Annotated in this window: 32 protein-coding genes; 30 read left to right on the top strand and 2 right to left on the bottom strand. The window is 68.2% G+C overall.

Translation table 11 applies throughout. The annotated features are described in order from the left end of the window. Positions 1-11: 11 nt before the first annotated feature. The 13 genes from rpsQ (at position 12) to DJ019_RS04165 (ending at position 6,602) form a co-directional block, all read left to right on the top strand. A complete protein-coding gene (gene rpsQ / locus DJ019_RS04225) occupies positions 12-260 on the top strand; it encodes a 30S ribosomal protein S17 (protein ID WP_111274706.1) in 249 nt (82 codons plus the stop codon). A gap of 12 nt (positions 261-272) precedes the next feature. Beyond that, on the top strand, positions 273-641 hold the full coding sequence (gene rplN, locus DJ019_RS04220) for a 50S ribosomal protein L14 (protein ID WP_111274705.1): 369 nt from the start codon (positions 273-275) through the stop codon (positions 639-641). Then, positions 641-955, top strand: a complete 315-nt coding sequence (gene rplX, locus DJ019_RS04215) for a 50S ribosomal protein L24 (protein ID WP_111274704.1) — start codon at positions 641-643, stop codon at positions 953-955. The genes rplN and rplX overlap by 1 nt, the downstream gene beginning before the upstream one ends. Then, positions 948-1,508, top strand: coding sequence for a 50S ribosomal protein L5 (rplE, locus tag DJ019_RS04210; protein ID WP_111274703.1), 561 nt, complete (start codon positions 948-950; stop codon positions 1,506-1,508). The genes rplX and rplE overlap by 8 nt, the downstream gene beginning before the upstream one ends. A gap of 21 nt (positions 1,509-1,529) precedes the next feature. After that, positions 1,530-1,835 carry a 30S ribosomal protein S14 gene (gene rpsN, locus DJ019_RS04205; RefSeq protein WP_111274702.1) on the top strand — a complete coding sequence of 102 codons (306 nt, stop codon included), beginning with the start codon at positions 1,530-1,532 and terminating at the stop codon, positions 1,833-1,835. A gap of 9 nt (positions 1,836-1,844) precedes the next feature. Then, positions 1,845-2,240 carry a 30S ribosomal protein S8 gene (rpsH, locus tag DJ019_RS04200; protein ID WP_111274701.1) on the top strand — a complete coding sequence of 132 codons (396 nt, stop codon included), beginning with the start codon at positions 1,845-1,847 and terminating at the stop codon, positions 2,238-2,240. 1 nt (position 2,241) lies between these two features. Next, complete coding sequence (gene rplF / locus DJ019_RS04195) at positions 2,242-2,775, top strand: 50S ribosomal protein L6 (RefSeq protein WP_111274700.1); 534 nt, start codon at positions 2,242-2,244, stop codon at positions 2,773-2,775. Positions 2,776-2,778: 3 nt separating this feature from the next. After that, complete coding sequence (gene rplR / locus DJ019_RS04190) at positions 2,779-3,135, top strand: 50S ribosomal protein L18 (RefSeq protein WP_111274699.1); 357 nt, start codon at positions 2,779-2,781, stop codon at positions 3,133-3,135. A gap of 9 nt (positions 3,136-3,144) precedes the next feature. Further along, positions 3,145-3,732, top strand: coding sequence for a 30S ribosomal protein S5 (rpsE, locus tag DJ019_RS04185; protein WP_111274698.1), 588 nt, complete (start codon positions 3,145-3,147; stop codon positions 3,730-3,732). Positions 3,733-3,736: 4 nt separating this feature from the next. Further along, positions 3,737-3,913 (top strand): 50S ribosomal protein L30, encoded by a 177-nt coding sequence (rpmD, locus tag DJ019_RS04180; protein ID WP_111274697.1) that lies wholly within the window; start codon positions 3,737-3,739, stop codon positions 3,911-3,913. A gap of 132 nt (positions 3,914-4,045) precedes the next feature. Beyond that, a complete protein-coding gene (gene rplO / locus DJ019_RS04175; protein WP_111274696.1) occupies positions 4,046-4,531 on the top strand; it encodes a 50S ribosomal protein L15 in 486 nt (161 codons plus the stop codon). Positions 4,532-4,614: 83 nt separating this feature from the next. After that, positions 4,615-5,961, top strand: a complete 1,347-nt coding sequence (secY, locus tag DJ019_RS04170; protein ID WP_111274695.1) for a preprotein translocase subunit SecY — start codon at positions 4,615-4,617, stop codon at positions 5,959-5,961. Between the two features lie 71 nt (positions 5,962-6,032). Then, a complete protein-coding gene (locus DJ019_RS04165) occupies positions 6,033-6,602 on the top strand; it encodes an adenylate kinase (protein ID WP_111274694.1) in 570 nt (189 codons plus the stop codon). Here the strand turns inward: DJ019_RS04165 and DJ019_RS04160 are convergent. Together DJ019_RS04160 and DJ019_RS04155 are read right to left on the bottom strand one after the other, a co-directional pair. Next, positions 6,599-7,078, bottom strand: coding sequence for a DUF2269 family protein (locus DJ019_RS04160; protein WP_111274693.1), 480 nt, complete (start codon positions 7,076-7,078; stop codon positions 6,599-6,601). The genes DJ019_RS04165 and DJ019_RS04160 overlap by 4 nt on opposite strands. Continuing rightward, positions 7,075-8,364, bottom strand: a complete 1,290-nt coding sequence (locus tag DJ019_RS04155) for an NAD(P)H-binding protein (RefSeq protein ID WP_111274692.1) — start codon at positions 8,362-8,364, stop codon at positions 7,075-7,077. Before DJ019_RS04155 ends, DJ019_RS04160 begins: the two co-directional genes overlap by 4 nt. Positions 8,365-8,708: 344 nt before the next feature. Here DJ019_RS04155 and rpsM point away from each other — a divergent pair, with 344 nt between their 5' ends. The 17 genes from rpsM (at position 8,709) to DJ019_RS04070 (ending at position 22,602) form a co-directional block, all read left to right on the top strand. After that, on the top strand, positions 8,709-9,077 hold the full coding sequence (gene rpsM / locus DJ019_RS04150; protein ID WP_111274691.1) for a 30S ribosomal protein S13: 369 nt from the start codon (positions 8,709-8,711) through the stop codon (positions 9,075-9,077). A 12-nt stretch (positions 9,078-9,089) separates the two neighbouring features. Then, entirely contained in the window at positions 9,090-9,479 is a 390-nt protein-coding gene (gene rpsK, locus DJ019_RS04145; protein WP_111274690.1) for a 30S ribosomal protein S11, read from the top strand. 70 nt (positions 9,480-9,549) lie between these two features. Further along, positions 9,550-10,566 carry a DNA-directed RNA polymerase subunit alpha gene (locus DJ019_RS04140; RefSeq protein ID WP_111274689.1) on the top strand — a complete coding sequence of 339 codons (1,017 nt, stop codon included), beginning with the start codon at positions 9,550-9,552 and terminating at the stop codon, positions 10,564-10,566. Between the two features lie 184 nt (positions 10,567-10,750). After that, the gene (gene rplQ / locus DJ019_RS04135) at positions 10,751-11,170 is read left to right on the top strand and encodes a 50S ribosomal protein L17 (protein WP_111274688.1); all 420 of its coding nucleotides are present in this window, start codon (positions 10,751-10,753) and stop codon (positions 11,168-11,170) included. 94 nt (positions 11,171-11,264) lie between these two features. Further along, positions 11,265-12,461, top strand: coding sequence for an alkaline phosphatase family protein (locus tag DJ019_RS04130; RefSeq protein WP_111274687.1), 1,197 nt, complete (start codon positions 11,265-11,267; stop codon positions 12,459-12,461). A 66-nt stretch (positions 12,462-12,527) separates the two neighbouring features. Beyond that, complete coding sequence (locus DJ019_RS04125; RefSeq protein ID WP_111274686.1) at positions 12,528-12,983, top strand: VOC family protein; 456 nt, start codon at positions 12,528-12,530, stop codon at positions 12,981-12,983. Continuing rightward, a complete protein-coding gene (locus DJ019_RS04120; protein ID WP_111274685.1) occupies positions 12,980-13,303 on the top strand; it encodes an ArsR/SmtB family transcription factor in 324 nt (107 codons plus the stop codon). The genes DJ019_RS04125 and DJ019_RS04120 overlap by 4 nt, the downstream gene beginning before the upstream one ends. Then, on the top strand, positions 13,300-13,764 hold the full coding sequence (locus DJ019_RS04115) for an SRPBCC family protein (protein WP_111274684.1): 465 nt from the start codon (positions 13,300-13,302) through the stop codon (positions 13,762-13,764). Before DJ019_RS04120 ends, DJ019_RS04115 begins: the two co-directional genes overlap by 4 nt. 52 nt (positions 13,765-13,816) lie before the next feature. Then, positions 13,817-15,064 carry a TCR/Tet family MFS transporter gene (locus tag DJ019_RS04110; RefSeq protein WP_111274683.1) on the top strand — a complete coding sequence of 416 codons (1,248 nt, stop codon included), beginning with the start codon at positions 13,817-13,819 and terminating at the stop codon, positions 15,062-15,064. Between the two features lie 64 nt (positions 15,065-15,128). Further along, the gene (locus tag DJ019_RS04105; protein WP_111274682.1) at positions 15,129-16,544 is read left to right on the top strand and encodes a trypsin-like peptidase domain-containing protein; all 1,416 of its coding nucleotides are present in this window, start codon (positions 15,129-15,131) and stop codon (positions 16,542-16,544) included. Positions 16,545-16,575: 31 nt separating this feature from the next. Beyond that, complete coding sequence (locus DJ019_RS04100; protein ID WP_111274681.1) at positions 16,576-17,880, top strand: replication-associated recombination protein A; 1,305 nt, start codon at positions 16,576-16,578, stop codon at positions 17,878-17,880. Positions 17,881-17,952: 72 nt separating this feature from the next. Beyond that, complete coding sequence (locus DJ019_RS04095; protein WP_111274680.1) at positions 17,953-18,402, top strand: hypothetical protein; 450 nt, start codon at positions 17,953-17,955, stop codon at positions 18,400-18,402. Further along, positions 18,389-19,144: an RluA family pseudouridine synthase gene (locus DJ019_RS04090; protein WP_420849833.1), complete on the top strand. Its 756-nt coding sequence runs from the start codon at positions 18,389-18,391 to the stop codon at positions 19,142-19,144. Before DJ019_RS04095 ends, DJ019_RS04090 begins: the two co-directional genes overlap by 14 nt. Positions 19,145-19,220: 76 nt before the next feature. Continuing rightward, a complete protein-coding gene (locus DJ019_RS04085) occupies positions 19,221-19,706 on the top strand; it encodes a CC0125/CC1285 family lipoprotein (RefSeq protein WP_111274678.1) in 486 nt (161 codons plus the stop codon). 45 nt (positions 19,707-19,751) lie between these two features. After that, the gene (gene crcB, locus DJ019_RS04080; protein WP_111274677.1) at positions 19,752-20,135 is read left to right on the top strand and encodes a fluoride efflux transporter CrcB; all 384 of its coding nucleotides are present in this window, start codon (positions 19,752-19,754) and stop codon (positions 20,133-20,135) included. Beyond that, entirely contained in the window at positions 20,132-21,109 is a 978-nt protein-coding gene (locus tag DJ019_RS04075) for an RluA family pseudouridine synthase (protein ID WP_111274676.1), read from the top strand. The genes crcB and DJ019_RS04075 overlap by 4 nt, the downstream gene beginning before the upstream one ends. Next, on the top strand, positions 21,106-22,602 hold the full coding sequence (locus DJ019_RS04070) for a putative 2OG-Fe(II) oxygenase (protein ID WP_111274675.1): 1,497 nt from the start codon (positions 21,106-21,108) through the stop codon (positions 22,600-22,602). The genes DJ019_RS04075 and DJ019_RS04070 overlap by 4 nt, the downstream gene beginning before the upstream one ends. The last annotated feature ends 54 nt before the right edge of the window (positions 22,603-22,656 follow it).

Raw genomic sequence — 22,656 nt, 5'->3', positions numbered from 1 at the left:
AGCTACGACAGATGCCGAAGCGAATTCTCGAGGGCGTAGTCGTCTCCGACAAGGGCGACAAGACGGTCGTGGTGAAGGTCGAGCGGACCTTCCTGCACCCGGTGCTCAAGAAGACCGTCCGTCGGTCCAAGAAGTACCACGCCCATGACGAGGCCAACGTCTGCAAGACCGGCGAGGTCGTCCGCATCATTGAATGCGCGCCCAAGTCGAAGACGAAAACCTGGGAAGTGCTGCCGTCCGGCGGCGCGGCCCAAGCCTAAGGATCGACAGACATGATCCAGATGCAAACTAACCTGGACGTCGCCGACAATTCCGGCGCCCGCCGGGTCATGTGCATCAAGGTGCTGGGCGGCGCGAAGCGCCGTTACGCCAGCGTCGGTGACAAGATCGTCGTGTCCGTGAAGGAAGCGATTCCGCGCGGCCGCGTGAAGAAGGGTGACGTGCTGCAGGCGATCGTCGTGCGCACCAGCCAGGCGATCAAGCGCAAGGATGGCTCGGTGATCCGCTTCGACAAGAACGCGGCGGTCATCGTGAACAAGCAAGGCGAGCCGATCGGCACGCGGATCTTCGGCCCGGTTCCGCGCGAGCTGCGCGCCAAGAACCACATGAAGGTCATTTCTCTCGCGCCCGAGGTGCTGTGATGGCTGCGAAGATCAAGAAGGGGGACCGCGTCGTGGTCCTCACCGGCAAGGACAAGGGCCGTCAGGGCAATGTCCTCAAGGTCCTGCCCAAGGAAGAGCGCGTCGTGGTGGAAGGCCTGAACATGGTTCAGCGTCACACCCGCCCGACCCAGTTCGACCCGCAGGGCGGCATCAAGAACAAGGAAGCGTCGCTCCACCTGTCGAACGTGGCCGTCGTCGACTCCAACGGCAAGCCGACCCGCGTCGGCTTCCGCGTGGACGGCGACAAGAAGGTCCGTATCGCCAAGACGACCGGCGAGGTGATCAATGGCTGATCAGGCTTACGAACCGCGGCTCAAGTCCGAGTATCGCTCGCGCATCCGGGGGCAGCTGAAGGAAAAGTTCGGCTACACCAACGAGATGCAGATCCCCAAGTTGGACAAGATCGTCATCAACATGGGCGTGGGTGAGGCTGTCGCGGACTCCAAGAAGATCCAGTCGGCCATGGCCGACCTGGCGAAGATCGCCGGCCAGAAGCCGGTGGCGACCAAGGCCCGTACGTCCATCGCCGGCTTCAAGCTGCGCGAGGGCATGACCGTGGGCTGCAAGGTCACGCTGCGCAAGGATCAGATGTACGAGTTCCTCGACCGTCTGATCACCATCGCGCTGCCGCGCGTGAAGGACTTCCGGGGGCTGAAGCCCACGTCGTTCGACGGCCGCGGCAACTACGCCATGGGTCTGAAGGAGCACATCGTGTTCCCGGAGATCAACTACGACCAGATCGACCAGATCTGGGGCATGGACATCATCGTCGCCACCACTGCGAAGACCGATGAGGAAGCCCGCGAGCTCCTCCGGGAATTCCAGTTCCCGTTCGTTCAAGCGTAACGGCGGGGAAGGAAGAGACACATGGCCAAGAAAAGCGCCGTCAACCGCAACGAACGAGTCAAGAAGCTCGTCAAGCAGTACGCCGCCAAGCGCGACGCGCTGAAGGCGATCGCCAATGACGAGAGCCTGCCGCTCGAGGATCGTTTCGAAGCTCGCCTGAAGCTCGCGGAACTGCCCCGCAATTCGTCCCAGACCCGCATCCGCAACCGGTGCGAAGTCACGGGCCGTCCGCGCGGCTACTATCGCAAGCTGAAGATGAGCCGGGTCTCCCTGCGCGAACTGGGTTCGCACGGGCTGATCCCCGGCCTCGTGAAGTCGAGCTGGTAAGGGGATCACATGGTCAACGACCCCATCGGCGATCTGATCGCCCGCATCAAGAACGCCGCCATGCGCGGCCGGAACAAGCTCTCGACGCCGGCGTCGAAGATGCGCGCGCGCGTCCTCGATGTGCTGCTCGATGAGGGCTACATCCGCGGCTACCACCTGGTGGAAAAGCCCGGCGCCTTCCCGGAGTTCGAGGTCGAGCTGAAGTACTTCGACGGCCAGCCGGTCATCGTGGAAATCAGCCGCGTGTCGAAGCCGGGCCGCCGCGTCTATTCGTCGATCAAGGACCTGAAGCCGGTGAAGAACGGCCTCGGTATCTCGATCCTGTCGACGCCGAAGGGCGTCATGTCGGACACCGCGGCCCGCGAGGCCAACGTGGGCGGCGAAGTGCTCTGCCGGGTCTACTAAGATGTCTCGTATCGGAAAGAAGGCGGTTCCCGTCCCGAGCGGCGTGACGGTGACCATCGAGGGCCAGACGGTCACGGTGAAGGGGCCCAAGGGCCAGCTGTCCTGGACCGTGGCCGAGGAAATCGAGGTCAAGCAGGAAGGCTCGGAGCTCACGCTCGCGAAGCGCCAGGAGACCACGCGGGCCCAGGCGATGTGGGGTCTGTCCCGCACGCTGGTCAACAACATGGTCGTGGGCGTCACCCAGGGCTATGAAGAGACCCTCGAGCTGGTCGGCGTCGGTTACCGCGCCGCCATGAAGGGTCCGGCCCTCTCGATGCAGCTCGGCTTCAGCCACGAAGTGGATATCCCGCCGCCCGCGGGCATCAGCTTCGCCACGCCGAAGCAGACCGAGATCAAGATCTCGGGCATCGACAAGCAGCTGGTCGGCGAAACCGCCGCCCGGATTCGCCGCATTCGTCCGCCGGAGCCCTATAAGGGCAAGGGCGTGCGTTATGCCGGCGAAAAGGTCCGGCGCAAGGAAGGCAAGAAGAAGTAAGCCATGGCGCTCTCTCCCCGCGACACCACCCAGCGCCGCGCACAGCGCGTCCGTACCCGCCTCCGTTCGGTGGCGAACGGGCGTCCGCGGCTGTCGGTCTTCCGCTCGTCCAAGAACATCTACGCCCAGGTCATCGATGATGAGCGCGGCGTGACGCTCGCGGCCGCCTCGTCGCTGGAAGGCGACAAGAAGGAAAAGGGCTCGGACAAGGAGGCCGCCGCCCGCGTGGGCGCCCTCGTGGCCCAGCGCGCGATCGAGAAGGGCGTCAAGGACGTCGTCTTCGACCGCGGCGGCTATCTGTACCACGGCCGGGTCAAGGCCCTGGCGGACGCCGCGCGCGAAGCCGGCCTGAATTTCTAAGGAACGATCATGGCTCGCAGGAACGAAGAGCGCGGCGATCGGCGCAATCGCGAAGAAGAACGCGACAGCGAAATCGTCGAGAAGCTGGTCCACATCAACCGCGTCGCCGCCACCGTGAAGGGCGGCCGCCGGTTCTCCTTCGCCGCGCTGATGGTCGTTGGCGACCAGAAGGGCCGCGTGGGCTTCGGTCATGGCAAGGCGCGTGAAGTGCCGGAAGCCATCCGCAAGGCGACCGAAGAAGCCAAGAAGTCGATGATCCGCGTGCCGCTGCGCGAAAGCCGCACCCTGCACCACGACGGCAACGGCCGTTGGGGCGCGGGCAAGGTGATGGTGCGCGCGGCGCCTCCCGGCACCGGCGTCATCGCCGGCGGCCCGATGCGCGCGGTGCTCGAAACCCTGGGCGTCCAGGACGTGGTCGGCAAGTCGGTCGGCTCGTCCAACCCCTACAACATGGTGCGCGCGACGTTCGAAGCGCTGAAGGCCCAGTCCTCGCCCCGCCAAGTGGCGGCCAAGCGTGGCAAGAAGGTCTCGGACGTGATCGGCCGCCGCGCCGATGGCGCCTCGGCCCAGGCGCCGGCCGCCGACGCGGAAGGTTAAGCACATGGCCAAGATCACCGTTCGTCAGACCGGCAGCCCGATCCGCCGGACCAAGGACCAGCGCGCCACGCTCATCGGCCTCGGCCTGAACCGCGTGGGCCGCGTGTCGACCCTGGAGGACACCCCGGCCGTTCGCGGCATGGTGGCCAAGGTCGCCCACCTCATCGAGGTGGTGGAATAGTCATTCCGTTCGTGCCATAGGCACGGCGTTGCGGGCGGGGCGCGAGCCTCGCCCATCGGCGTTTCTGCGCCATCGTTTTTCAAAGCCGAGTCGGGGCCGATCCCCGGCGACAGATCTCCAAGGAGAGGCGTCATGACCAAGCTGAACGAACTGGCCCCGCGTGAGGGCTCCACCAAGGACCGCATGCGGGTTGGCCGCGGCCCGGGCTCGGGCAAGGGCAAGACCGCCGGCCGCGGCGTGAAGGGTCAGAAGGCCCGCAGCGGCGTGGCGGTCCACGGGTTCGAAGGCGGCCAGATGCCGCTGCACATGCGGATGCCGAAGCGCGGCTTCAACTCGCGCAACCGCAAGGACTTCGCCGAAGTGAACCTGTGGCGCATCGAGCAGGCGATCGCCGCCGGGAAGCTGGACGCCAAGGCCGCGATCGATGCCGACGCCCTGCTGAAGGCCGGCGTGATCCGTCGCGTGAAGGATGGCGTGAAGCTGCTGGGCGAGGGCGAGCTGAAGAGCAAGCTCACGCTGACCGTCTATTCCGCCACCGCCTCGGCCCGCGCGGCCGTGGAAAAGGCCGGGGGCGCCCTGACGACCACGAAGCCGGAAGCGGCGGCCGCCGAGGCCTAAAGGCTCTTGCGACGACGCCGGCCTCGCTAATGAGGCCGGCGCGTCCTATTTGAGCACGACTACCGAGTCAGGGGATTTGCCGAATGGCTTCGGCCGCTGAACAGCTCGCCGCGAATCTGAACTTCGACGCCTTCCGCAAGGCCACGGAGCTCCACAAGCGTATCTGGTTCACCATCTGGGCGATGATCATCTATCGCCTGGGAACCTTCATTCCGATCCCCGGCATCGACCCGGTCGCCTTCCAGCAGGCCTTCCAGGGCCAGGCGCAAGGCATCCTGGGCATGTTCAACATGTTCTCGGGCGGCGCCGTCGAGCGGATGGCCATCTTCGCCCTGAACGTGATGCCGTACATCTCGGCCTCGATCATCGTTCAGCTGCTCGGCACGGTCTATCCGCCGTGGGAGAAGCTGCGGAAGGAAGGCGGGGAGGCGGGCCGCAAGACCCTGAACCAGTACACCCGCTATCTCACCGTCGCCCTGGCGATCGTGCAGTCGTTCTTCATCGCCGCCGGCATGGTGCAGAGCCCCGGCCTCGTGGAGACGCCCGGGCCGTTCTTCATCATCTCGACCGTTGTGACCCTCACCGGGGGCACCATGTTCCTGATGTGGCTGGGCGAGCAGATCACCAGCCGCGGCGTCGGCAACGGCATCTCGCTGATCATCTTCGCCGGTATCGTGGCGGTGCTGCCGCAATACATCTTCCAGGCGCTGGAGCTGACGCGCACGGGGTCGATGGCCGCCGGCTCGCTGCTGCTGATCGCGGTGCTCGTCGTGGGCGTGACCGTCGCCATCGTGTTCATGGAACGGTCCCAACGCCGGCTGCTGGTGCAGTATCCCAAGCGCCAGGTGGGCAACCGCATGTTCGGCGGCGACACCTCGTTCCTGCCGCTGAAGATCAACACCTCGGGCGTGATCCCGCCGATCTTCGCCTCGTCGCTCCTGCTGCTGCCGGCCACGGCCATGGCGGCCTTCGCGACCGCGGACCTGCCGGAATGGCTGCAGTGGCTGCCCGTGGCGGTGGGCCAGCTCCAGCACGGCCAGCCCCTGTTCATGGTGCTCTACGGCCTGCTGATCGTGTTCTTCTGCTTCTTCTACACCTCGGTCGTCTTCAACCCCGAGGACACCGCGGAGAACCTGCGCAAGTACGGCGGCTTCCTGCCTGGCATCCGGCCGGGCAAGCGCACCGCGGAGTACCTGGACTTCGTGCTCACCCGCCTCACGGTGATCGGCGCGGCCTACATCACGGCCGTCTGCCTCCTGCCCGAGGCGCTGATCAGCATGACGGGCGCGCAGTTCTACCTGGGCGGCACCTCGCTGCTGATCGTCGTCAGCGTGACGATGGACACCGTGGCGCAGATCCAGTCGCACCTGCTGGCCCATCAGTACGAGGGCCTCATCAAGAAGTCGAAGCTTCGGGGCCGCGGGCGCTGAGCCCCCGGTCCCTTGGCTGACGTAGGGCGACGGCGCCATCAGAGCGCCGGGGCGAGGGGAGAGTCGGACCTATGAACCTGATCCTTTTCGGACCGCCGGCGGCGGGCAAGGGCACCCAGGCCAAGCGCCTGGTCGACGAGCGCAACATGGTGCAGCTCTCCACGGGCGACATGCTGCGGGCGGCGATCGCCTCCGGCTCCGAGCTGGGCCAGCGCGTCTCCGGCATCATGCAGCGCGGCGAGCTGGTCTCGGACGGGATCGTCATCGAGTTGATCGAGAACCGCCTGCCCGAGGCCGAGGCCGCCGGTGGCGCGATCTTCGACGGCTTCCCGCGCACCCTGGCCCAGGCCGAGGCGCTCGACGAGATGCTGAAGGGCCGCGGCCGCCAGATCGATCTGGTCATCCGGCTGAAGGTCGATGATGCGGCGCTGAAGCAGCGCATCGCCGGCCGGTTCGCCGAGAGCGGCCGGGCCGACGACAATCCGGAAAGCTTCGCCGTTCGTCTCGACGCCTACAACGCCCAGACCGCGCCGCTGCTGCCGTACTACCAGGGGCAGGGCAAGCTGGTCGAAGTCGACGGCATGGGTTCCATCGAGGACGTCGCGGCGGCGATCGACGCGGCGCTGAAGGCCAAGGCCTAGAAGAACGCGATCTCAGGTCGGGCGATCATCAGCCAGAAGATCGCCACGACCGCCGCGAACGCCGGGAAGCCGAAAGCGAACCACAGCCGGAAGAGACGGTGATAGGCGGTGGGCAGGGGCTCGCCTGCCTCGGCTGCCGCGTGCGCGAGCCTGCGCATTCGCTGCTGCATCCAGACAACGGGCAACCACCATGCGCCGGTCCAGGCGTATAATGCGATGGACAGCACGATCCAGCCGGACGTGAGTGGATAGCCGGCCGCGTTAGCGAGTAGAAGGCCGGTCAGGGGCTGGGCGACCACGGCGGAGGCCGTGAAGACGTAGTCCGCGATCACCACGATGCGGCTGACTGCCGCGACAGTGCGCGGATCGCCCGTCCGATGGGCCATCAACATGAAGAAGGCGATGCCGGCGCCAGTGCCCATCAGCACGGCCGCGCCGATCACATGCGCCAGCTTGAAGATGATGAAATCGCTCATCGGTCGTCCAGGATCGCGAGGCAAGCGAGGTGCAGCAGCACGACGGGCAGGATTTTCGTCAGGGGGCCGAGCGGATCGACCCAGAGACCGGGGGACAGTAGTGTTCCGCCCAGTAAGTAGGCGAAGGACACCATGATCCCCGCCCACAGCGCGGCGCGGGCGCTGCGGCGGAACGCGAGGCCGATCCCGACGGCTAAGTCCGCCGCGATTCCCAGCCAAGTGGCTGGAACCGCCAGGACATGGGCGCCGGCGTCGGCCATGAGCTGTTGCGCCGGGCGAAAGGCTGGCCCGGCCGCAATGAGCGCGGTGACGATCCAGAACAGCGAGAGCCCGCCGATCAGCAGGGGCTTGAGAAGGTAGAGGGTGGCGAACCAGCGTTCCTGCACCGATGCAGGCCGGGATGCGAGGGCGTACTCAAGCGACTGCGGCTTGACGCCTGTCGCCGTCATCCAGGCCGTCCCGTCGCCAGAGACGCCCCGCTCCAGTTCACGACGCGCCGTTGTCCGAACCGGTGGACGCCAACCGAGAAGGCCAGCGATATCTCCAAGCCTGAAGACGAATGGCAGCAGCCGGCCGCCCCCGATCCTGCGCGTCGGCGCATGACCGAGCCATCTGCGATAGAGGGCGACGACCTCGTCGAAGGTGAAGGTTTCGGGGGCGGCCAAGTCTAAGGTGGTCTGTGACCAGGCGCCTGCTTCAAGCAGCCGGGCGACCGTTTCGGCCACATCGTCCACCTGAACGAATTGGAGCGTTCCTGTCCCGTGGATGCGAGGAAGGAAGGGCAGGGACGCGAGGCTCCGAATCAAGGCGCTGCCGCCGTAGGCCGCCGGGCCGAGGACGATCGCAGGGCGCAGGATGATCCATTCGAGGGCCCGCCGCTTGAGCTCGGCGTCGCCCAACGCTTTGGTCCTCTGAAATTCGGTGGGGGCGTCCAGATCCGCACCGATGGCGGAGATCTGGATGACCTTTCGCACCCCGGCTTCCTGGCAGGCCTCGAAGAGTGCGGCTGGCCCATCCCGGTGCACGCCAAGCGTGGTGTCACCTCCGCCGTCCTGGAGAACCCCGGCGCAATTGACTACCGCGTCCACTCCGGTCAGACGCCCTCGCCACGCGGCCGCGGTCGTGGTCCGCCCCAGATCGAGTTCGATCCAGCCATGAGGGCGGAGGCGCTCGGTGGCCGCCCCTCGGCGTCGAGTCACGCCGATAACCTCGTGGCCCTGACGTTGGAGCCGCGTAAGGATGGCGGAGCCGATGAATCCGGTTGCTCCCGTCAGCAATACCCGCATCGGGCGACTCACTCCTTGGCTGGGCGACCAATCCTGCGCCATGGCGTCGCGCCGGGGCAGGGGGCCGGGCCATTCGATTGCACGCCCTGGCCTCTCATGCTTTGCTCGCCCTGTCGTTCCTTCGGAACCGGCGCGGGCGAGATAGCGCGGATGGGTGGGTTCCCCTTGTCCGCGAAGCATTTCGTTCACAAATGGGCGTTTCGGCCATTGACGGAGGCGCCCCGATCCATATAACGAAGCGCTTCCGCGAAAGAGCGCGAAGGACGCGCCGGCCTATGCCTGTGGGCGATAGGGGCCGGGGCGCCGTCGGCGCTTCTTTTGCGTGATCCAGGAGATTACCTCACGTGGCCCGTATCGCTGGCGTCAACATTCCCACGAACAAGCGCGTCATCATCGCGCTGCAGTACATCCATGGCATCGGCGAGGCTAAGGCCCGCGAGATCGTCGCGAAGGTCGGCATCGAGGATGCCCGTCGCGTCAATCAGCTGACTGACCAGGAAGTCCTGCAGATCCGCGAGACGATCGACCGCGACTACCTCGTCGAAGGCGACCTGCGTCGCGAGACGGCGGTCAACATCAAGCGCCTCATGGACCTGGCCTGCTATCGCGGCCTGCGTCACCGCAAGGGTCTGCCGGTCCGCGGTCAGCGCACCCATACCAATGCCCGTACCCGCAAGGGCCCGGCCAAGCCGATCGCCGGCAAGAAGAAGTAAGAGAGCTAGTCGATGGCCAAGGAACCGGCGCGCGTTAAGCGGCGCGAGCGCAAGAACATCACCTCGGGCGTGGCCCACGTGAACGCCTCGTTCAACAACACCATGATCACCATCACCGACGCCCAGGGGAATGCGATCTCCTGGTCCAGCGCCGGCCTGATGGGCTTCAAGGGTTCGCGTAAGTCGACGCCCTACGCCGCTCAGATGGCGGCCGAGGACGCCGGCCGTAAGGCCGCCGAACATGGCGTGCGCACGCTGGAAGTGAACGTCTCGGGCCCCGGCTCGGGTCGTGAATCGGCTCTGCGCGCCCTGCAGGCGGTGGGTATGACGATCACCACCATCCGGGACGTGACCCCCATTCCGCATAACGGCTGCCGCCCGCCGAAGCGCCGGCGCGTCTAGTCGAACGACTGAATATCCCTGACGCCGGTCCGCGTTTGCGGCCGGCGATCCTGCGTTTTCGAGGGACACCGTGATCGAAAGAAACTGGAACGAGCTTATCCGTCCCGAGAAGCCGCAAATCGAGACCGGCGCCGACGCCAGCCGCAAGGCGCGTCTGGTGGCCGAGCCCCTCGAGCGCGGGTTCGGCGTGACGCTGGGCAACAGCCTGCGCCGCGTACTTCTCTCCTCCCTGCAAGGCGCGGCGGTGACCGCGGTGCAGATCGACGGTGTGGTTCACGAATTCTCGTCGCTGGAAGGCGTGCGGGAAGACGTCGTGGACATCGTCCTCAACATCAAGCAGCTGGCCCTGCGCATGCACGCCGAGGGGCCGAAGCGCATGACCCTGCGCGCCACCGGTCCTGGCGCGGTGACCGCCGGCCAGATCGAAGCGCCGTCGGACATCGAGATCCTGAACCCCGACCACGTGCTCTGCACGCTGGACGACGGCGCCAACGTGCGCATGGAGTTCACGGTCAACACCGGCAAGGGCTATGTGCCGGCCGAGATGAACCGGCCCGAGGACGCGCCGATCGGCCTGATCGCCGTCGACGCCCTCTATTCCCCGGTCAAGCGCGTCGCCTATCGCGTCGAGCCCACCCGCCAGGGCCAGAGCCTCGACTACGACAAGCTGATCATGGAAGTGGAGACCAACGGGGCGGTCACCCCGGTGGACGCCGTGGCCTACGCCGCCCGCATCCTCCAGGACCAGCTGCAGATCTTCATCACCTTCGAAGAGCCGAAGAAGAAGGTCGAGGGCGAGGCCAAGCCGGAACTGCCGTTCAACCCGGCGCTGCTGAAGAAGGTGGACGAGCTCGAGCTCTCCGTCCGTTCGGCCAACTGCCTGAAGAACGACAACATCGTCTACATCGGCGACCTGATCCAGAAGACCGAGGCGGAAATGCTCCGCACTCCGAACTTCGGCCGCAAGTCGCTGAACGAGATCAAGGAAGTTCTCGCCGGGATGGGCCTCCACCTCGGCATGGACGTGCCGAACTGGCCGCCGGAGAACATCGAAGAGCTCGCGAAGAAGTTCGAAGACCAGATGTAACAAGCCTCCGCGCCGACTCCGGGACCGTTTCGGCGGTCCGGGCCCGATGAAGCCGCAACAGCGGTGGAGGGCTCCGGCGCTTCGTGTTGACCCAGGCGGGAGCAGGCTGGGACTTGGTTAGGCAAGGACGTGTTCCCCAACACCGGGAGCGTCCGGCGGGCGAGAGAGCCCAGGAGATATCGAGATGCGTCACGGCAAAGCCCACCGTAAACTGGGTCGTACGACCGCCCACCGCACCGCCATGTTCGCCAACATGTCGGCCAGCCTGATCAAGCACGAGCAGATCGTGACGACCCTGCCGAAGGCGAAGGAACTTCGCCCGGTCGTGGAAAAGCTGATCACCCTCGCCAAGCGCGGCGACCTGCATGCGCGTCGCCAGGCGATCAGCCAGGTGCGCGACGTGGAGCAGGTCGGGAAGCTCTTCGCTGTGCTCGGCCCGCGCTACAAGGACCGCAACGGCGGCTACATCCGCGTTCTCAAGGCCGGCTATCGCTATGGCGACAACGCCCCGATGGCGGTGATCGAGTTCGTCGACCGCGATCCGTCCGAAAAGGGCAAGGACTCCGGTCCGACGGCCGACGTCGGCTTCGGCGGCGACGAGTAAGCCTCGTCGCCCAAGCGACCCGATCAGCCCCGGAAGCACCGCTTCCGGGGCTTTTCGTTGTGCGGGTGTCGCGATCACCCCCTAGGGAAGGGCAATGGTCCGGATTCTCCTCGCACTCCTGCTCCTTTGGGCCGGCTTCTGCGCGCCCGCCTCGGCGGGGCAACGGCCTCCCGTCATCCTGATCTCGATCGACGGTTTCCGGAGCGACTACCTCGATCGCGGCGTGACGCCGGTCCTGTCCCGGCTCGCGGCCGACGGGGCCCGCGGGGCCATGCGTCCCTCGTTCCCGTCCAAGACCTTCCCCAACCACTACACGCTGGTCACGGGCCTCAGGCCCGATCGCCATGGCATCGTCGAGAACACCTTCGAGGATCCGGAGATTCCGGGGGTTACGTTCCGGATGGCGAACCGGGACGCGGTGCGCGACCGTCGCTGGTGGGACCAGGGGGAGCCGATCTGGGTCACCGCGGAAAGGGCCGGCCTGCCGACCGCGCCCATCTTCTGGCCGGGCTCGGAAGCGGCCGTGCGAGGCGTACGGCCGACGCACTGGCGTGCATTCGACATGACGAGGCCCCACGCCGACCGGGTCGACCTGCTGCTGGCGCTCCTTGATCTGCCAGCGGCGCAGCGGCCGGCGTTCCTGACCCTGTATTTCGACAGCGTCGACACGGCGGGGCACCACCATGGCCCCCAGTCGGCCGAGGTGAACGCCGCGATCGGAGACGTGGACTCGGCCATCGGACGGTTGCTGGAGGGGCTCCGCGCGCGGAAGCTGCCCGCGAACCTCGTCGTCGTGGCGGACCATGGCATGGCGGAGGTCGCGCCCGATCGCCGGATCGTCGTCGGCGATCTGGTGACGCCTGACCTCGGCCGGGCGCTGTCTGTGGGTGCGTTCCTCAGCTTCTACCCCGCCAAGGGACGCGAGATCGAGGCGGAGCAGGCCCTGCTTCGGCCGCACGCCCACATGGCGTGCTGGCGCAGGTCCGAGATCCCCGCGCGTTTCCACTATGGCCGCAACCCGCGGGTCGCGCCGATCTTCTGCCTGCCGGAGACGGGCTGGAGCATCACCAGGCGGCCTGAAGACAAGGTCGAGGGCGGGGCCCACGGCTTCGACCCCTACAGCCCCGAGATGGAGGCCATCTTCATCGCGCACGGTCCCGGCATCCGGGCCGGCGTGGTCCTGCCGACCTTCGACAATGTGAGCGTCCATCCCTTGTTGGGCAGGCTGCTCGGCGTACCCGCGCCGGCAGGCGACGGACGTCCAGAGGACACTGCGCAAGCCCTGCGATAATAGTTGCGGAATGAGTGAAATATTGCGATATTGCGCAATATCATCCGCTGCTGCAGGACAGGTCCGATGGCCGACTGGCGTCCCTCCCTCATCTCCGCGGTCTGTTACCGCGACCCCAAGGCCGCGCTGACGTTCCTCGAAGCGGCGTTCGGCTTCGAACTGGTGATGCTGATCGAGGACGGGGAGGGGAACCTCGTCCACTCCGAAATGCGCTTCGGCGACGCGGCGATCATGATCGGCTCGGAATGGAGCGCGGATCACAAGAGCCCCGCATCGATCGGCGGCAAGAACACCCAGACGGTTCACATCAAGATCGGCAGCGACGTCGACGCCCACTGCGAGCGGGCGCGCAGCGCCGGTTTCGAGATCCTGATGGAGCCCGAGACCCAGTTCTATGGCGACCGGACCTATCGGGCGCGCGATCCCGAAGGCCATATCTGGACGGTGGGCCAGCCGGTGCAGGCGGTGTCGCGTGAGGACGCCGAGGCGGTCAGCGGCCTGAAGATCACGGGCTGGATTTGAGCGCGCTGGACCAGACGCTGGCGGCCCTGGCCGATCCGCACCGGCGCCGTACGATCGAGCTGCTGGCCCAAAGGCCCCGCGCCGCCGGCGAGCTGGCGCGGGCCCTCGATCTGTCCCCCTCGGCGATGAGCCGCCATCTGAAGACGCTGCGCCAGGGAGGCCTCGTCGAGGAGACCCACCCCGAGTTCGACGCCCGTGTCCGCGTCTATGCCCTGAGGCCCGAACCCATGGTCCATCTGCTGCGCTGGCTCGAGGAGAGCGAACGGCTCTGGAGCGCCCAGCTGCTGGCGTTCAAGGCGCACATCGAGTCCGGCGGATGACGTCGCGGGTCTTCGTGGCGTTGCGGGTGAAGGCCGCGCCGGACCGGGCCTTCGCCGTGTTCACCGGGGAGATCGGCGCCTGGTGGCGGCCCAACGGCCTTTTCCAGACGACGCCGCGCGACCCCGGCCGTCTGGCGTTCGAGCCCGGCGAGGGCGGCCGCCTCGTGGAGACGCTGGCCGACGGCAAGGTCTTCGAGATCGGCCGGGTGCTGGTCTGGGACCCACCGGAACGTCTCGTCTTCAGCTGGCGTCAGGCCAACTTCCCGCCCGACCTGCTCACAGAGGTGGAGGTGCGATTCGAGGCGGTAGGGGAGGAGACCCGGGTGAGCGTGGAGCACCGCGGCTTCGACCGCGTCCCTGCGGACAGCGCCGCCCGCCACGGATTCCCCGACGCGGCCCTGCTGGCGCGGCTGGGAGACTGGTGGCGCGTGCTGCTGGCGAGCCTGGCCGGCCGGATCTAGGCGCGTTGCGCCGTCCGGCGCGCCGCCGCATCATGACGACAGGGGAGAACTCATGGGCATCGAGACGCCGGCCGCCGCTGGCCGCAGGGCCAGCTTCGGATTCATCTTCGCGCTGTCGCTGATGAACTCGGTGTCGTTCGGGATCATGATCCCGATCCTCCCGAACCTGATCAAGGCGTTCACGGGCGGGGACACGGCGGCCGCCGCCGAGTGGAACCTGGTGTTCGGCGCCACCTGGGGCCTTCTGCAGTTCGTCTGCGGTCCGATCCTGGGCCTGATGGCGGACCGATGGGGCCGCCGGCCCGTTCTGCTGGTCTCGCTGTTCGGCCTGGCGATCGACTTCCTCTTCATGGCGTTCGCGCCCACCCTCTGGTGGCTGTTCGTGGGGCGGATCCTCAACGGGATGACGTCGGCCAGCTTCTCCACGGCCAACGCCTATCTCGCCGACGTCACGCCGCCGGCCGAACGGGCCAAGGTATTCGGCTGGATGGGCTCGGCCTTCAGCTTCGGCTTCATCTTCGGGCCGTTCATTGGCGGATGGCTGGGCGAGGTCGACCTGCGCCTGCCCTTCATCGCCGCCGCGGCGCTCACCTTCGTGAACTGGCTGTACGGCCTCTTCATCCTGCCCGAGAGCCTCCCGCCCGAGCGGCGGGCCACGCGCTTCGACTGGAAGAAGGCGAATCCGCTAGGCGCCCTGGCCCTGCTGCGCTCGCACCGGGACCTCCTGCCGCTGGCCGGCGTCGGCTTCCTGTTCCAGTTCGCCCACGTGGTGCTGCCGACGATCTTCGTCCTCTACATGGGCCACCGCTACGACTGGACGCCCAAGGTCCTGGGTTCGATCTTCCTGCTCACCGGGATTTCCGGGCTGATCGTCCAGGCCTTCCTGGTCGGCCCGATCGTCAAGGCGGTGGGCGAGCGCAACGCGGTGCTGATCGGCACCTTGGCCGGGGCCTTCGCCTTCGCCTGGTACGGAAGCGCTTCGACCGGGTCGCTATACCTGATCGGCATCCCGATCTTCGCGTTCAGCGGCCTGATCATGCCAGGGCTGCAGGGGCTGATGACCCAGCGCGTGACGCCGGCCCAGCAGGGCCAGCTTCAGGGCGCGAACCAGAGCCTGATGGGGCTTGCGTCCATCTTCGGGCCCGTCGTGTTCGGCGAGACTTTCGCCTGGTCGCTCCGTCATGAGGGCCTCAATCTGCCGGGCCTCGCGGTCTATGTCGCGGCGGGACTGATGGTGGCTGCATTCGTCCTGGCCCTTGCGGCAGCAAAGGCGCGCGAGCGCGTCGCCACGCCGGCTTGAGCTTCGCCATCATGCCGCCGGAAACCTGGGTAGCGTTCCGCCGTTCCGCGTTACTGGAGACGTCATGCACCCCACTCGCGCCCTGATCCCGGCCCTTTGCCTGCTGCTCGCGGCCTGCTCGCCGAAGGAAACCCAGGCCCAGGCCACGTTCGCCGAGCCCAATCGCGCAGCGCCGCCCAGCGCCGCGGCCATGAAGATGTCGTTCGCCCCCGTGGTCCAGCGCGCCGCGCCGGCCGTGGTGAACATCTCGGCCAAGCGGGTGGTGCGACAGCAGGTCGACCCCTTCTGGCAGCTTTTCGGGCTTGGCGTACCCCAGGCGCGCGTGGCCGCGTCGCTGGGGTCGGGAGTCATCGTCCGGTCCGACGGCGTGGTGGTGACGAACAACCACGTGGTGGAAGGCGGCCAGGAGATCATCGTCGGCCTGGCCGACCGGCGCGAGTTCCCGGCCCGGATCCTGCTCGCGGATCCGCGGACGGATCTGGCCATCCTGAAGGTCGACCTCCCGGCCGGCGAGCGGTTGCCCGTCCTCGCGATCGACGATTCGGGCGAGGCGCAGGTCGGCGACCTCGTTCTGGCCATCGGCGACCCCTTCCACGTGGGCCAGACCGTGACCAACGGCATCATCTCGGCCCTCGACCGGACGGCAAACCCGAGCGGCGAGGGCGGTCTCGCCTACATCCAGACCGACGCCGCCATCAACCCCGGCAATTCGGGCGGCGCCCTGGTCGACATGGACGGCGACCTGATCGGGGTGAACAGCTTCATCCTGTCCCGCTCGGGCACCTCCTCCGGCGTGGGCTTCGCCATCCCGGCCGCCGTGGTGCGCCGTGCGGTGGAGACCGCCGTGGGCGGCGGTCGCGCCGTCGTTCGTCCGTGGCTTGGCGCGCGGACCCAGAGCGTGACGGCCGAGATGGCCCGCACCCTCGACCTGCCGCTGCCGCAGGGCGCCTTGGTGGCCGACGTCTGGCGCGGCGGCCCGGCCGATCGCGCGGGCCTCCGCCAGGGTGACGTGGTCCTGCAGGCCGATGGGCGGGCGATCATCGACGCCGCGGCCCTGACCTACGCCATCCAGACCCAGAGACCGGGCGCGAGCGTCCCGCTGGTGGTGCGGCGCGCCAATGGCCGCCAGGAGACCCTGACACTCCGCGCCGAGGCTCCGCCGGCGACACCCGCCCGGGACGAGCGGACCCTCGCGGGCCGGCATCCCTTTGACGGGGCGACTGTGGCCAACCTGTCGCCGGCGGTGGCCGAGGACCTCGGCCTCGACATCTTCGGCGCCTCAGGCGTCCTGGTCACCAATGTCCAGGGCGGGCTGGCCCGCGGCATCGGCCTGCGCCGCGGCGACATCATCCGGGAGGTCAATGGGCAGAGGATAGAACTCGTGCGTGACCTGGCCGGCGTCGTGGCGACCCCGGCCCGCGCCTGGCGAGTGACCATCGAGCGCGACGGCCGCACGGTGACCGCCACCTTCGCCGGGTAGCGGGCGGCCGAAACATGCTAAGCCCCGCGTCATGGCCGACCTCTTCGAAGCCGCGGGGCTGACGCCGCAGCAGCCGTCGCCGCTGGCGGACCGCCTGCGACCCCAGCGCCTGGACGAGGTGGTGGGCCAGGACCATCTGCTCGGCCCCGACGGTCCCATCCGGCGCATGGCCGAGGCGCGGCGGCTGTCGTCGATGATCCTGTGGGGGCCGCCCGGCACGGGGAAGACGACGATCGCCCGCCTGCTGGCCAAGGAGGCGGGGTACGAATTCCAGCAGCTCTCGGCGGTCTTCTCCGGCGTCGCCGATCTCAAGAAGGCGTTCGAGACCGCGCGGGCCCGCCGGCTTGCAGGTCAGGCGACCCTGCTGTTCGTGGACGAGATCCACCGCTTCAACCGCGCCCAGCAGGACGGTTTCCTGCCGTTCGTGGAGGAGGGGATTGTCACCCTTGTCGGCGCCACCACCGAGAACCCGTCGTTCGAGCTGAATGGGGCGCTGCTCTCGCGCTGCCAGGTCTATGTGCTGAAGCGACTCGACGAGGAAGCGCTCGAGACCCTGCTCTCCAAGGCCGAGGCTCATGAAGGACGTCAGCTTCCGCTGGAGCCCGAAGCGCGGGCCGCTCTGGTCGCCCTGGCCGACGGCGACGGCCGCTACCTGCTGACGCTCAGCGAGACGCTGTTCAACATCGCCTCGGCCAAGCCGCTCTCCACCAAGGAGCTGGGCCAGATCCTGCAGAAGCGCAGCCCGGCCTACGACAAGGACCGGGAGGAGCACTACAACCTCATTTCGGCGCTGCATAAGTCGATCCGCGGGTCCGATCCGGATGCGGCGCTCTACTGGCTGGCGCGCATGCTGACCGGCGGCGAGGATCCGCTGTTCATCGCCCGCCGACTGATCCGGGCCGCGGCCGAGGACATCGGCGAGGCCGATCCCATGAGCCTGGTGCTCGCGAACGCCGCCAAGGACACCTACGACTTCCTCGGGAGCCCCGAGGGTGAGATCGCCCTGGCCCAGCTCGTGGTGCACCTCGCGGCGGCGCCCAAGTCCAACGCGGTCTACAAGGCCTTCGGCGCGGCCATGAAGGCGGCGAAGGAAACCGGCTCGCTGATGCCGCCGGCCCATATCCGAAACGCCCCGACGCGGCTGATGCGCGACCTGGGCTACGGCAAGGGCTACGCCTATGACCACGACACGCCCGAGGGGTTCTCGGGCCAGAACTACTTCCCAGACGAGATGGAGCGCCGCGTCTTCTACCAGCCCCGCGGAGAAGGCGCCGAGGCGCGCATCAAGGAGCGCTTGGAGCGCTGGGCGGCGATGCGCCAGACGCCCGGCGGCTGATCTCGCGGACCGTTGTTATTCGATATCGGACGGCCTAGGCTCCCTCCCACAACATCCTTGGGGGAGGAGACCATGACCGCAGCCACGGGATCGTCGGCGGACCATGCCGCCGCGCCGCTGCACTTCTGGATCGTAGCCGTGGCGTCGTTGCTGTGGAACGGCTTCGGCGGCTTCGACTACACGATGAGCCATCTGCAGGGAGAGGCCTACTACCGCCAGGCGGGGATGACCGACGCCCAGGTCGCCCTGATGGCCGCCTATCCGAGCTGGATGCACGCCGTCTGGGCGGTGGGCGTCTGGGGCTCGGTCGCGGGCTCCCTTCTGCTGCTGTTCCGGTCCCGCTGGGCCGTCCATGCCTTCGCCCTGTCGTTCCTCGGCGCGGCGGGCAATGTGGCCTACACGGTCGCCATGCCCGTGGCGGCGAAGGAGATGGGCCTGGCGATGCCTCTCGTGATCGTCGCCGTGTGCCTGCTGCTGATCGTCTACGCCCGGGCAATGGCGAAGCGGGGTGTGCTCCGCTAAACCCGGCGGCGTGAAGGTTCCAACGCCGGTCCAGCTATCGCCCGAGGAAGTCGCGTTCGTGCGCGGCCTGGTGCTCTATGAGGACGCCGAGATCCTGGCGCTGAACAAGCCCGCGGGGCTTTCCAGTCAGGGTGGACGCGGCCAGGTCCACACCCTGGACGAGCTGCTCTGGGCGTTCGCCAAGCCCGGCAAGGCGCGGCCCAGGTTGATCCACCGGCTGGACCGCGACACGTCCGGGGTGATCCTCACCGCCAAGACCAAGCCTGCCGCAGGACTCCTGGGCAAGGCCTTGATGGCGCGCCGGTTTTCCAAGATCTACCTCGCCATCGTGACGCCCGGCGCCCCGGAGCCGAAGGGGGGCGTCATCGATCTGCCGCTGCGCCGCGACGAGCAGGGGCGCGAGGCCTACATGCGCGTCTGCGCGCCCGATCACCCGGACGCCGAGCCGTCACGCTCACGGTACCGGACGCTGGCCGCCGTGCCGGGCGCGGCGCTGCTGGAGCTCGACCCGGAGACCGGGCGGATGCACCAGCTCCGCGTTCATCTCGCCGCCATCGATCGCCCCATCGCCGGCGATGCGCGCTATGGCGGCGCCCTGGTCGTCAACGGCCACACCGCGCCCCGGCTGATGCTCCACGCCCGCGCCCTGGCGTTTCCCCACCCGGCCGGCGGCACCAAGCGGCTGGAGGCGCCGCCGCCGGCGGACATGGCCGATCTGATCGCAAAGCTGGGCCTGGGCTAGAGGAACGGGGCCACGCGGCGCTCGTTTTCGGCGTACAAGCTGTGCGAGGGGACAGTTCTTCGCGTTGGAAGTTCGCATGACACGTCTGATCGCCACGCTTCTCGTCGCCGCCAGCCTTTCGGCCTGCGCATCGACGCCCACCCTGTACCAGCCGGCGGCCGGCCCCGAGGCCGTGGGCTATTCGGAGTACCGGATCGAGCCGGGCCGCTACCGCATCACCTTCCGTGGCGGGCCCGGGGCTCCGGCCCAGCAGGTTAGCGACTACGCCCTGCTTCGGGCGGCGGACCTGGCGCTGGCCGAGGGCTATGACTGGTTCCGGATCGCCGACCGGCTGCTGGAGGACCGCCCCGACAACGGGCCGCGCCTCGGCGTCGGCGTGGGTGGCGCGGACTTCGGCCGCCACAGCGGCGTGAGCCTCGGACTGGGGACCTCGTTCAACCTCGGCGGTGGGCCACGGCTTTCGTCGACGATCGAGGTCGTGATGGGGCGGGGCGAGCGTCCGCGCGGCCCGGACACCTACGACGCGCGGGCCCTGCGCCAGAACCTCGGCCCCCGGATCTAGCGGCCGGACTGGCAAACGACCGGCCGGCGTCGCATAAGGCGTCGGATGCAGACTCTTCTCCTGGTGGCCACAGGCGGCGCGACGGGCGCCGTGTTGCGCTACCTTCTCGGCGTCCAGACGCTGCGGGCCTTTGGGACCGGCTGGCCCTACGGGACCCTGGCGGCCAATGTCGCCGGCGGGTTCCTGATGGGCGTTCTGGCAGGAACCCTGGCCCTGCGCGGTGGCGCCGACCAGGAGAAGTGGCGCCTTCTGCTGGGCGTCGGCGTGCTGGGCGGCTTCACGACCTTTTCGGCCTATTCGCTGGAGGTCGCCCTGATGATCGAGCGGCGGGAATGGGCTTCGGCAATGGCCTACAGCCTGGGTTCGGTCGTCCTGTCTGTTGCGGCGCTGTTCGCCAGCCTGATGCTGACGCGGCGGATCCTCGCATGAAGGAAGTCCGCACCCTCTATGTGGACAAGGGCGAGGAGGGCGTCCGCCTGGACCGCTGGTTCAAGCGTCGCTGGCCGCACCTCAACCACATCCAGATCCAGAAGCTGACCCGCTCCGGCCAGATCCGTGTCGACGGCGCGCGGGCCAAGCCGGATACGCGGCTGTCGGCCGGCAGCCAGGTCCGGGTGCCACCGTTGCCCGACGCCCCGCCGCCGCGCGCGAAGGGCGAGCTCGATCCGCGAGACGTCGCCTTCGCCAAGCGCCTGGTGATCTATGAGGACGAGGAGGTCCTGGCCCTCAACAAGCCCTCGGGGCTGGCCGTGCAGGGCGGCACCAAGACGACGAAACACGTCGATCGCCTCCTGTCGGCCTGGGGCGAGGGGCTGGAGCGGCCGCGCCTGGTCCACCGGCTGGACCGGGACACCTCGGGCGTTCTCGTGCTGGGCAAGACGCCAGGGGCGGCCGCCAAGCTCGCCGGCGCTTTCGCCAAGCGCCGGGCGCAGAAGATCTACTGGGCCATCGTGGCGGGCTTCCCGAAGCCGGGTGAGGGCGTCCTGGACCTGCCGCTGGCCAAGAAGGGCGTCGGAGATCGCGAGATGATGGTCCCGGCCGACCCCAAGGACGAGCGCGCCGAGAGCGCCGAGACCGAATTCGTCACCATCGCCCGCGCCGGGCCCCGCGCCGCCTGGATGGCCCTCTGGCCTCACACTGGCCGCACCCACCAGCTGCGCGCCCACATGCTGGCGATGGGCCACCCGATCCTGGGCGACCCCAAGTACAACAACGAGGCGTCGATCGAGCTGTCCGAGGGACTGAAGCTGCAGCTTCACGCGCGCCGCCTGGTGCTGCCGCATCCGTCGCGCGGAACGCTCATCCTTGAGGCGCCGATCAGCCCCGAGCTGAAAGCGGGCTTCGAGCGCTTCGGCTTCGATGAGCACGAGGCCGATCCCGAACCCTTCAAGAGGCGCCGGTGACCACCGACCCGCTAGATCACGCCAAGGTCCTGCTCGACGCGGGGCGCGCCGAAGAGGCGCTGGCCGTCACTCGCCCGCTGGCGGAAGCCGCGGAACCCAGCCACCGGGCGCTTGCCATGCACTCGACGGCGCTGAAGGGCCTGGGACGACGTGAGGAGGCGCTCGCCTTCGATCGGCGGGCCGTGACGCGGTACCCGACGAGCGGGGTCGCCTGGCACAACCTCGCCGCCACGCTCGGCGACCTGGGCCGAGGACCCGAGGCCGTCCAGGCGATGGAGCACGGCCTGAAGCTGGGGCTGGACGGGGCGCTGAGCTGGAGCGTCCTGGCGCGGGCCCGCACGGCCGCCGGCGACCTGGAGGGCGCCGAACGCGCCTATCAGGAAGCGTTGCGCCGAGCGCCGCAGCAAACCGAGTTTGCGCGGGAGTACGCCGAGGCGGTCTGGATGCGCCACGGCGACCTGAACGCGGCCCAGGCGGTGCTGGATCGCTGTGCTCACGCGGGCGGGGCGCCTGCGCCGCTCCTGATCGCCAAGGCGAAGCTGTTCGAGGCCGCCGGCGACCCGGGCAAGGCCGCTCAGCTCCTCGGCGCGGCTGCCGAGCGGCTGCCCGGGGACCCGACGGTCCTGATTGCGGCGGCGCAGGCGGCATTGGAGAGCGGCAGGGTGGAGGAGGCCGAGCGTCTGGCCCTGGCGGCGGAACGGGTGCTGCCCTTCAGCCCTGCGGTGCTGAATCAGCTCGCCATCGTCAGCCTTGCGGCGGGAAAGCCTGAGATCGCCCTGGCCAAGGCCCGGAAGGGCCTGGAGATGGCGCCGGACAGCCAGTCGCTCTGGGGCTGGGCCGCCACGGCGGCGAGGACGTTGGGCGATCCGCTCTACGCCGAGCTCTATGACTACGAGGCCATGGTGCGGCCCTACGACATCGACACGCCGCAGGGCTGGCCCGACCTCGCCGCCTACCTCGCCGACCTGACCACGGCGCTGAACCGGATCCATCGCTACAGCCGTCATCCGACGACCCAGTCGCTTCGGCATGGCAGCCAGACGACCTACCGCCTGACCGGTTCGGACGACCCGGCCATCCAGGCGTTCTTCAAGGCGGTCGAGACGCCGATCCGGGCCCACATGGCCCATCTCGGCCAGGGGACCGATCCGCTCCGGGCCCGCAACACGGGCGACTACCGGATCGAGGGGGCCTGGTCCGTCCGGCTCAATCCGGGCGGGTTCCACAAGGACCATTTCCACAACGAGGGCTGGCTCTCGTCGGCCTTCTATGTCGAGACGCCCGACGGCGCCCTGGAGACCGAGGAGAAACAGGGCTGGATCCGGTTCGGCCAGCCGCCGTTCCAGACCGTCCCGGCCCTGCCGGCGGAGCATTTCGTGCGGCCGAAGCCAGGCCGGCTGGTTCTGTTCCCCTCGTACATGTGGCATGGGACCGTGCCCTTCACGACCGACGAGCGGCGAATGACCATCGCGTTCGACATCCTGCCGAGGTAGCGGGCGCGACCGCTCGACGCCGTCCCTTGCGGTCGGTGCGATCCATCCCCATTC

Origin of the sequence: Phenylobacterium kunshanense, assembly GCF_003254525.1 — a bacterium.
GTDB lineage: Bacteria > Pseudomonadota > Alphaproteobacteria > Caulobacterales > Caulobacteraceae > Phenylobacterium > Phenylobacterium kunshanense.
This window is presented reverse-complemented; position numbering and strand designations above follow the sequence as displayed.

Excerpts from the sequence above, each read along its gene's own strand:
- DJ019_RS04155 (WP_111274692.1), bottom strand. The coding sequence starts at position 8,364 with ATGCGGGTATTGCTGACGGGAGCAACCGGATTCATCGGCTCCGCCATC.
- secY (WP_111274695.1), top strand. The coding sequence starts at position 4,615 with ATGGCTTCGGCCGCTGAACAGCTCGCCGCGAATCTGAACTTCGACGCC.
- DJ019_RS04095 (WP_111274680.1), top strand. The coding sequence starts at position 17,953 with ATGACCGCAGCCACGGGATCGTCGGCGGACCATGCCGCCGCGCCGCTG.
- DJ019_RS04100 (WP_111274681.1), top strand. The coding sequence starts at position 16,576 with ATGGCCGACCTCTTCGAAGCCGCGGGGCTGACGCCGCAGCAGCCGTCG.
- rplX (WP_111274704.1), top strand. The coding sequence starts at position 641 with ATGGCTGCGAAGATCAAGAAGGGGGACCGCGTCGTGGTCCTCACCGGC.
- rplR (WP_111274699.1), top strand. The coding sequence starts at position 2,779 with ATGGCGCTCTCTCCCCGCGACACCACCCAGCGCCGCGCACAGCGCGTC.
- rpmD (WP_111274697.1), top strand. The coding sequence starts at position 3,737 with ATGGCCAAGATCACCGTTCGTCAGACCGGCAGCCCGATCCGCCGGACC.
- rplE (WP_111274703.1), top strand. The coding sequence starts at position 948 with ATGGCTGATCAGGCTTACGAACCGCGGCTCAAGTCCGAGTATCGCTCG.
- DJ019_RS04130 (WP_111274687.1), top strand. The coding sequence starts at position 11,265 with ATGGTCCGGATTCTCCTCGCACTCCTGCTCCTTTGGGCCGGCTTCTGC.
- crcB (WP_111274677.1), top strand. The coding sequence starts at position 19,752 with ATGCAGACTCTTCTCCTGGTGGCCACAGGCGGCGCGACGGGCGCCGTG.
- DJ019_RS04165 (WP_111274694.1), top strand. The coding sequence starts at position 6,033 with ATGAACCTGATCCTTTTCGGACCGCCGGCGGCGGGCAAGGGCACCCAG.
- DJ019_RS04085 (WP_111274678.1), top strand. The coding sequence starts at position 19,221 with ATGACACGTCTGATCGCCACGCTTCTCGTCGCCGCCAGCCTTTCGGCC.
- rpsQ (WP_111274706.1), top strand. The coding sequence starts at position 12 with ATGCCGAAGCGAATTCTCGAGGGCGTAGTCGTCTCCGACAAGGGCGAC.
- DJ019_RS04075 (WP_111274676.1), top strand. The coding sequence starts at position 20,132 with ATGAAGGAAGTCCGCACCCTCTATGTGGACAAGGGCGAGGAGGGCGTC.
- DJ019_RS04160 (WP_111274693.1), bottom strand. The coding sequence starts at position 7,078 with ATGAGCGATTTCATCATCTTCAAGCTGGCGCATGTGATCGGCGCGGCC.
- rpsN (WP_111274702.1), top strand. The coding sequence starts at position 1,530 with ATGGCCAAGAAAAGCGCCGTCAACCGCAACGAACGAGTCAAGAAGCTC.
- rplQ (WP_111274688.1), top strand. The coding sequence starts at position 10,751 with ATGCGTCACGGCAAAGCCCACCGTAAACTGGGTCGTACGACCGCCCAC.
- rpsE (WP_111274698.1), top strand. The coding sequence starts at position 3,145 with ATGGCTCGCAGGAACGAAGAGCGCGGCGATCGGCGCAATCGCGAAGAA.
- rplO (WP_111274696.1), top strand. The coding sequence starts at position 4,046 with ATGACCAAGCTGAACGAACTGGCCCCGCGTGAGGGCTCCACCAAGGAC.
- DJ019_RS04105 (WP_111274682.1), top strand. The coding sequence starts at position 15,129 with ATGCACCCCACTCGCGCCCTGATCCCGGCCCTTTGCCTGCTGCTCGCG.
- rplN (WP_111274705.1), top strand. The coding sequence starts at position 273 with ATGATCCAGATGCAAACTAACCTGGACGTCGCCGACAATTCCGGCGCC.
- rpsH (WP_111274701.1), top strand. The coding sequence starts at position 1,845 with ATGGTCAACGACCCCATCGGCGATCTGATCGCCCGCATCAAGAACGCC.
- DJ019_RS04110 (WP_111274683.1), top strand. The coding sequence starts at position 13,817 with ATGGGCATCGAGACGCCGGCCGCCGCTGGCCGCAGGGCCAGCTTCGGA.
- DJ019_RS04125 (WP_111274686.1), top strand. The coding sequence starts at position 12,528 with ATGGCCGACTGGCGTCCCTCCCTCATCTCCGCGGTCTGTTACCGCGAC.
- rpsK (WP_111274690.1), top strand. The coding sequence starts at position 9,090 with ATGGCCAAGGAACCGGCGCGCGTTAAGCGGCGCGAGCGCAAGAACATC.
- rplF (WP_111274700.1), top strand. The coding sequence starts at position 2,242 with ATGTCTCGTATCGGAAAGAAGGCGGTTCCCGTCCCGAGCGGCGTGACG.
- DJ019_RS04115 (WP_111274684.1), top strand. The coding sequence starts at position 13,300 with ATGACGTCGCGGGTCTTCGTGGCGTTGCGGGTGAAGGCCGCGCCGGAC.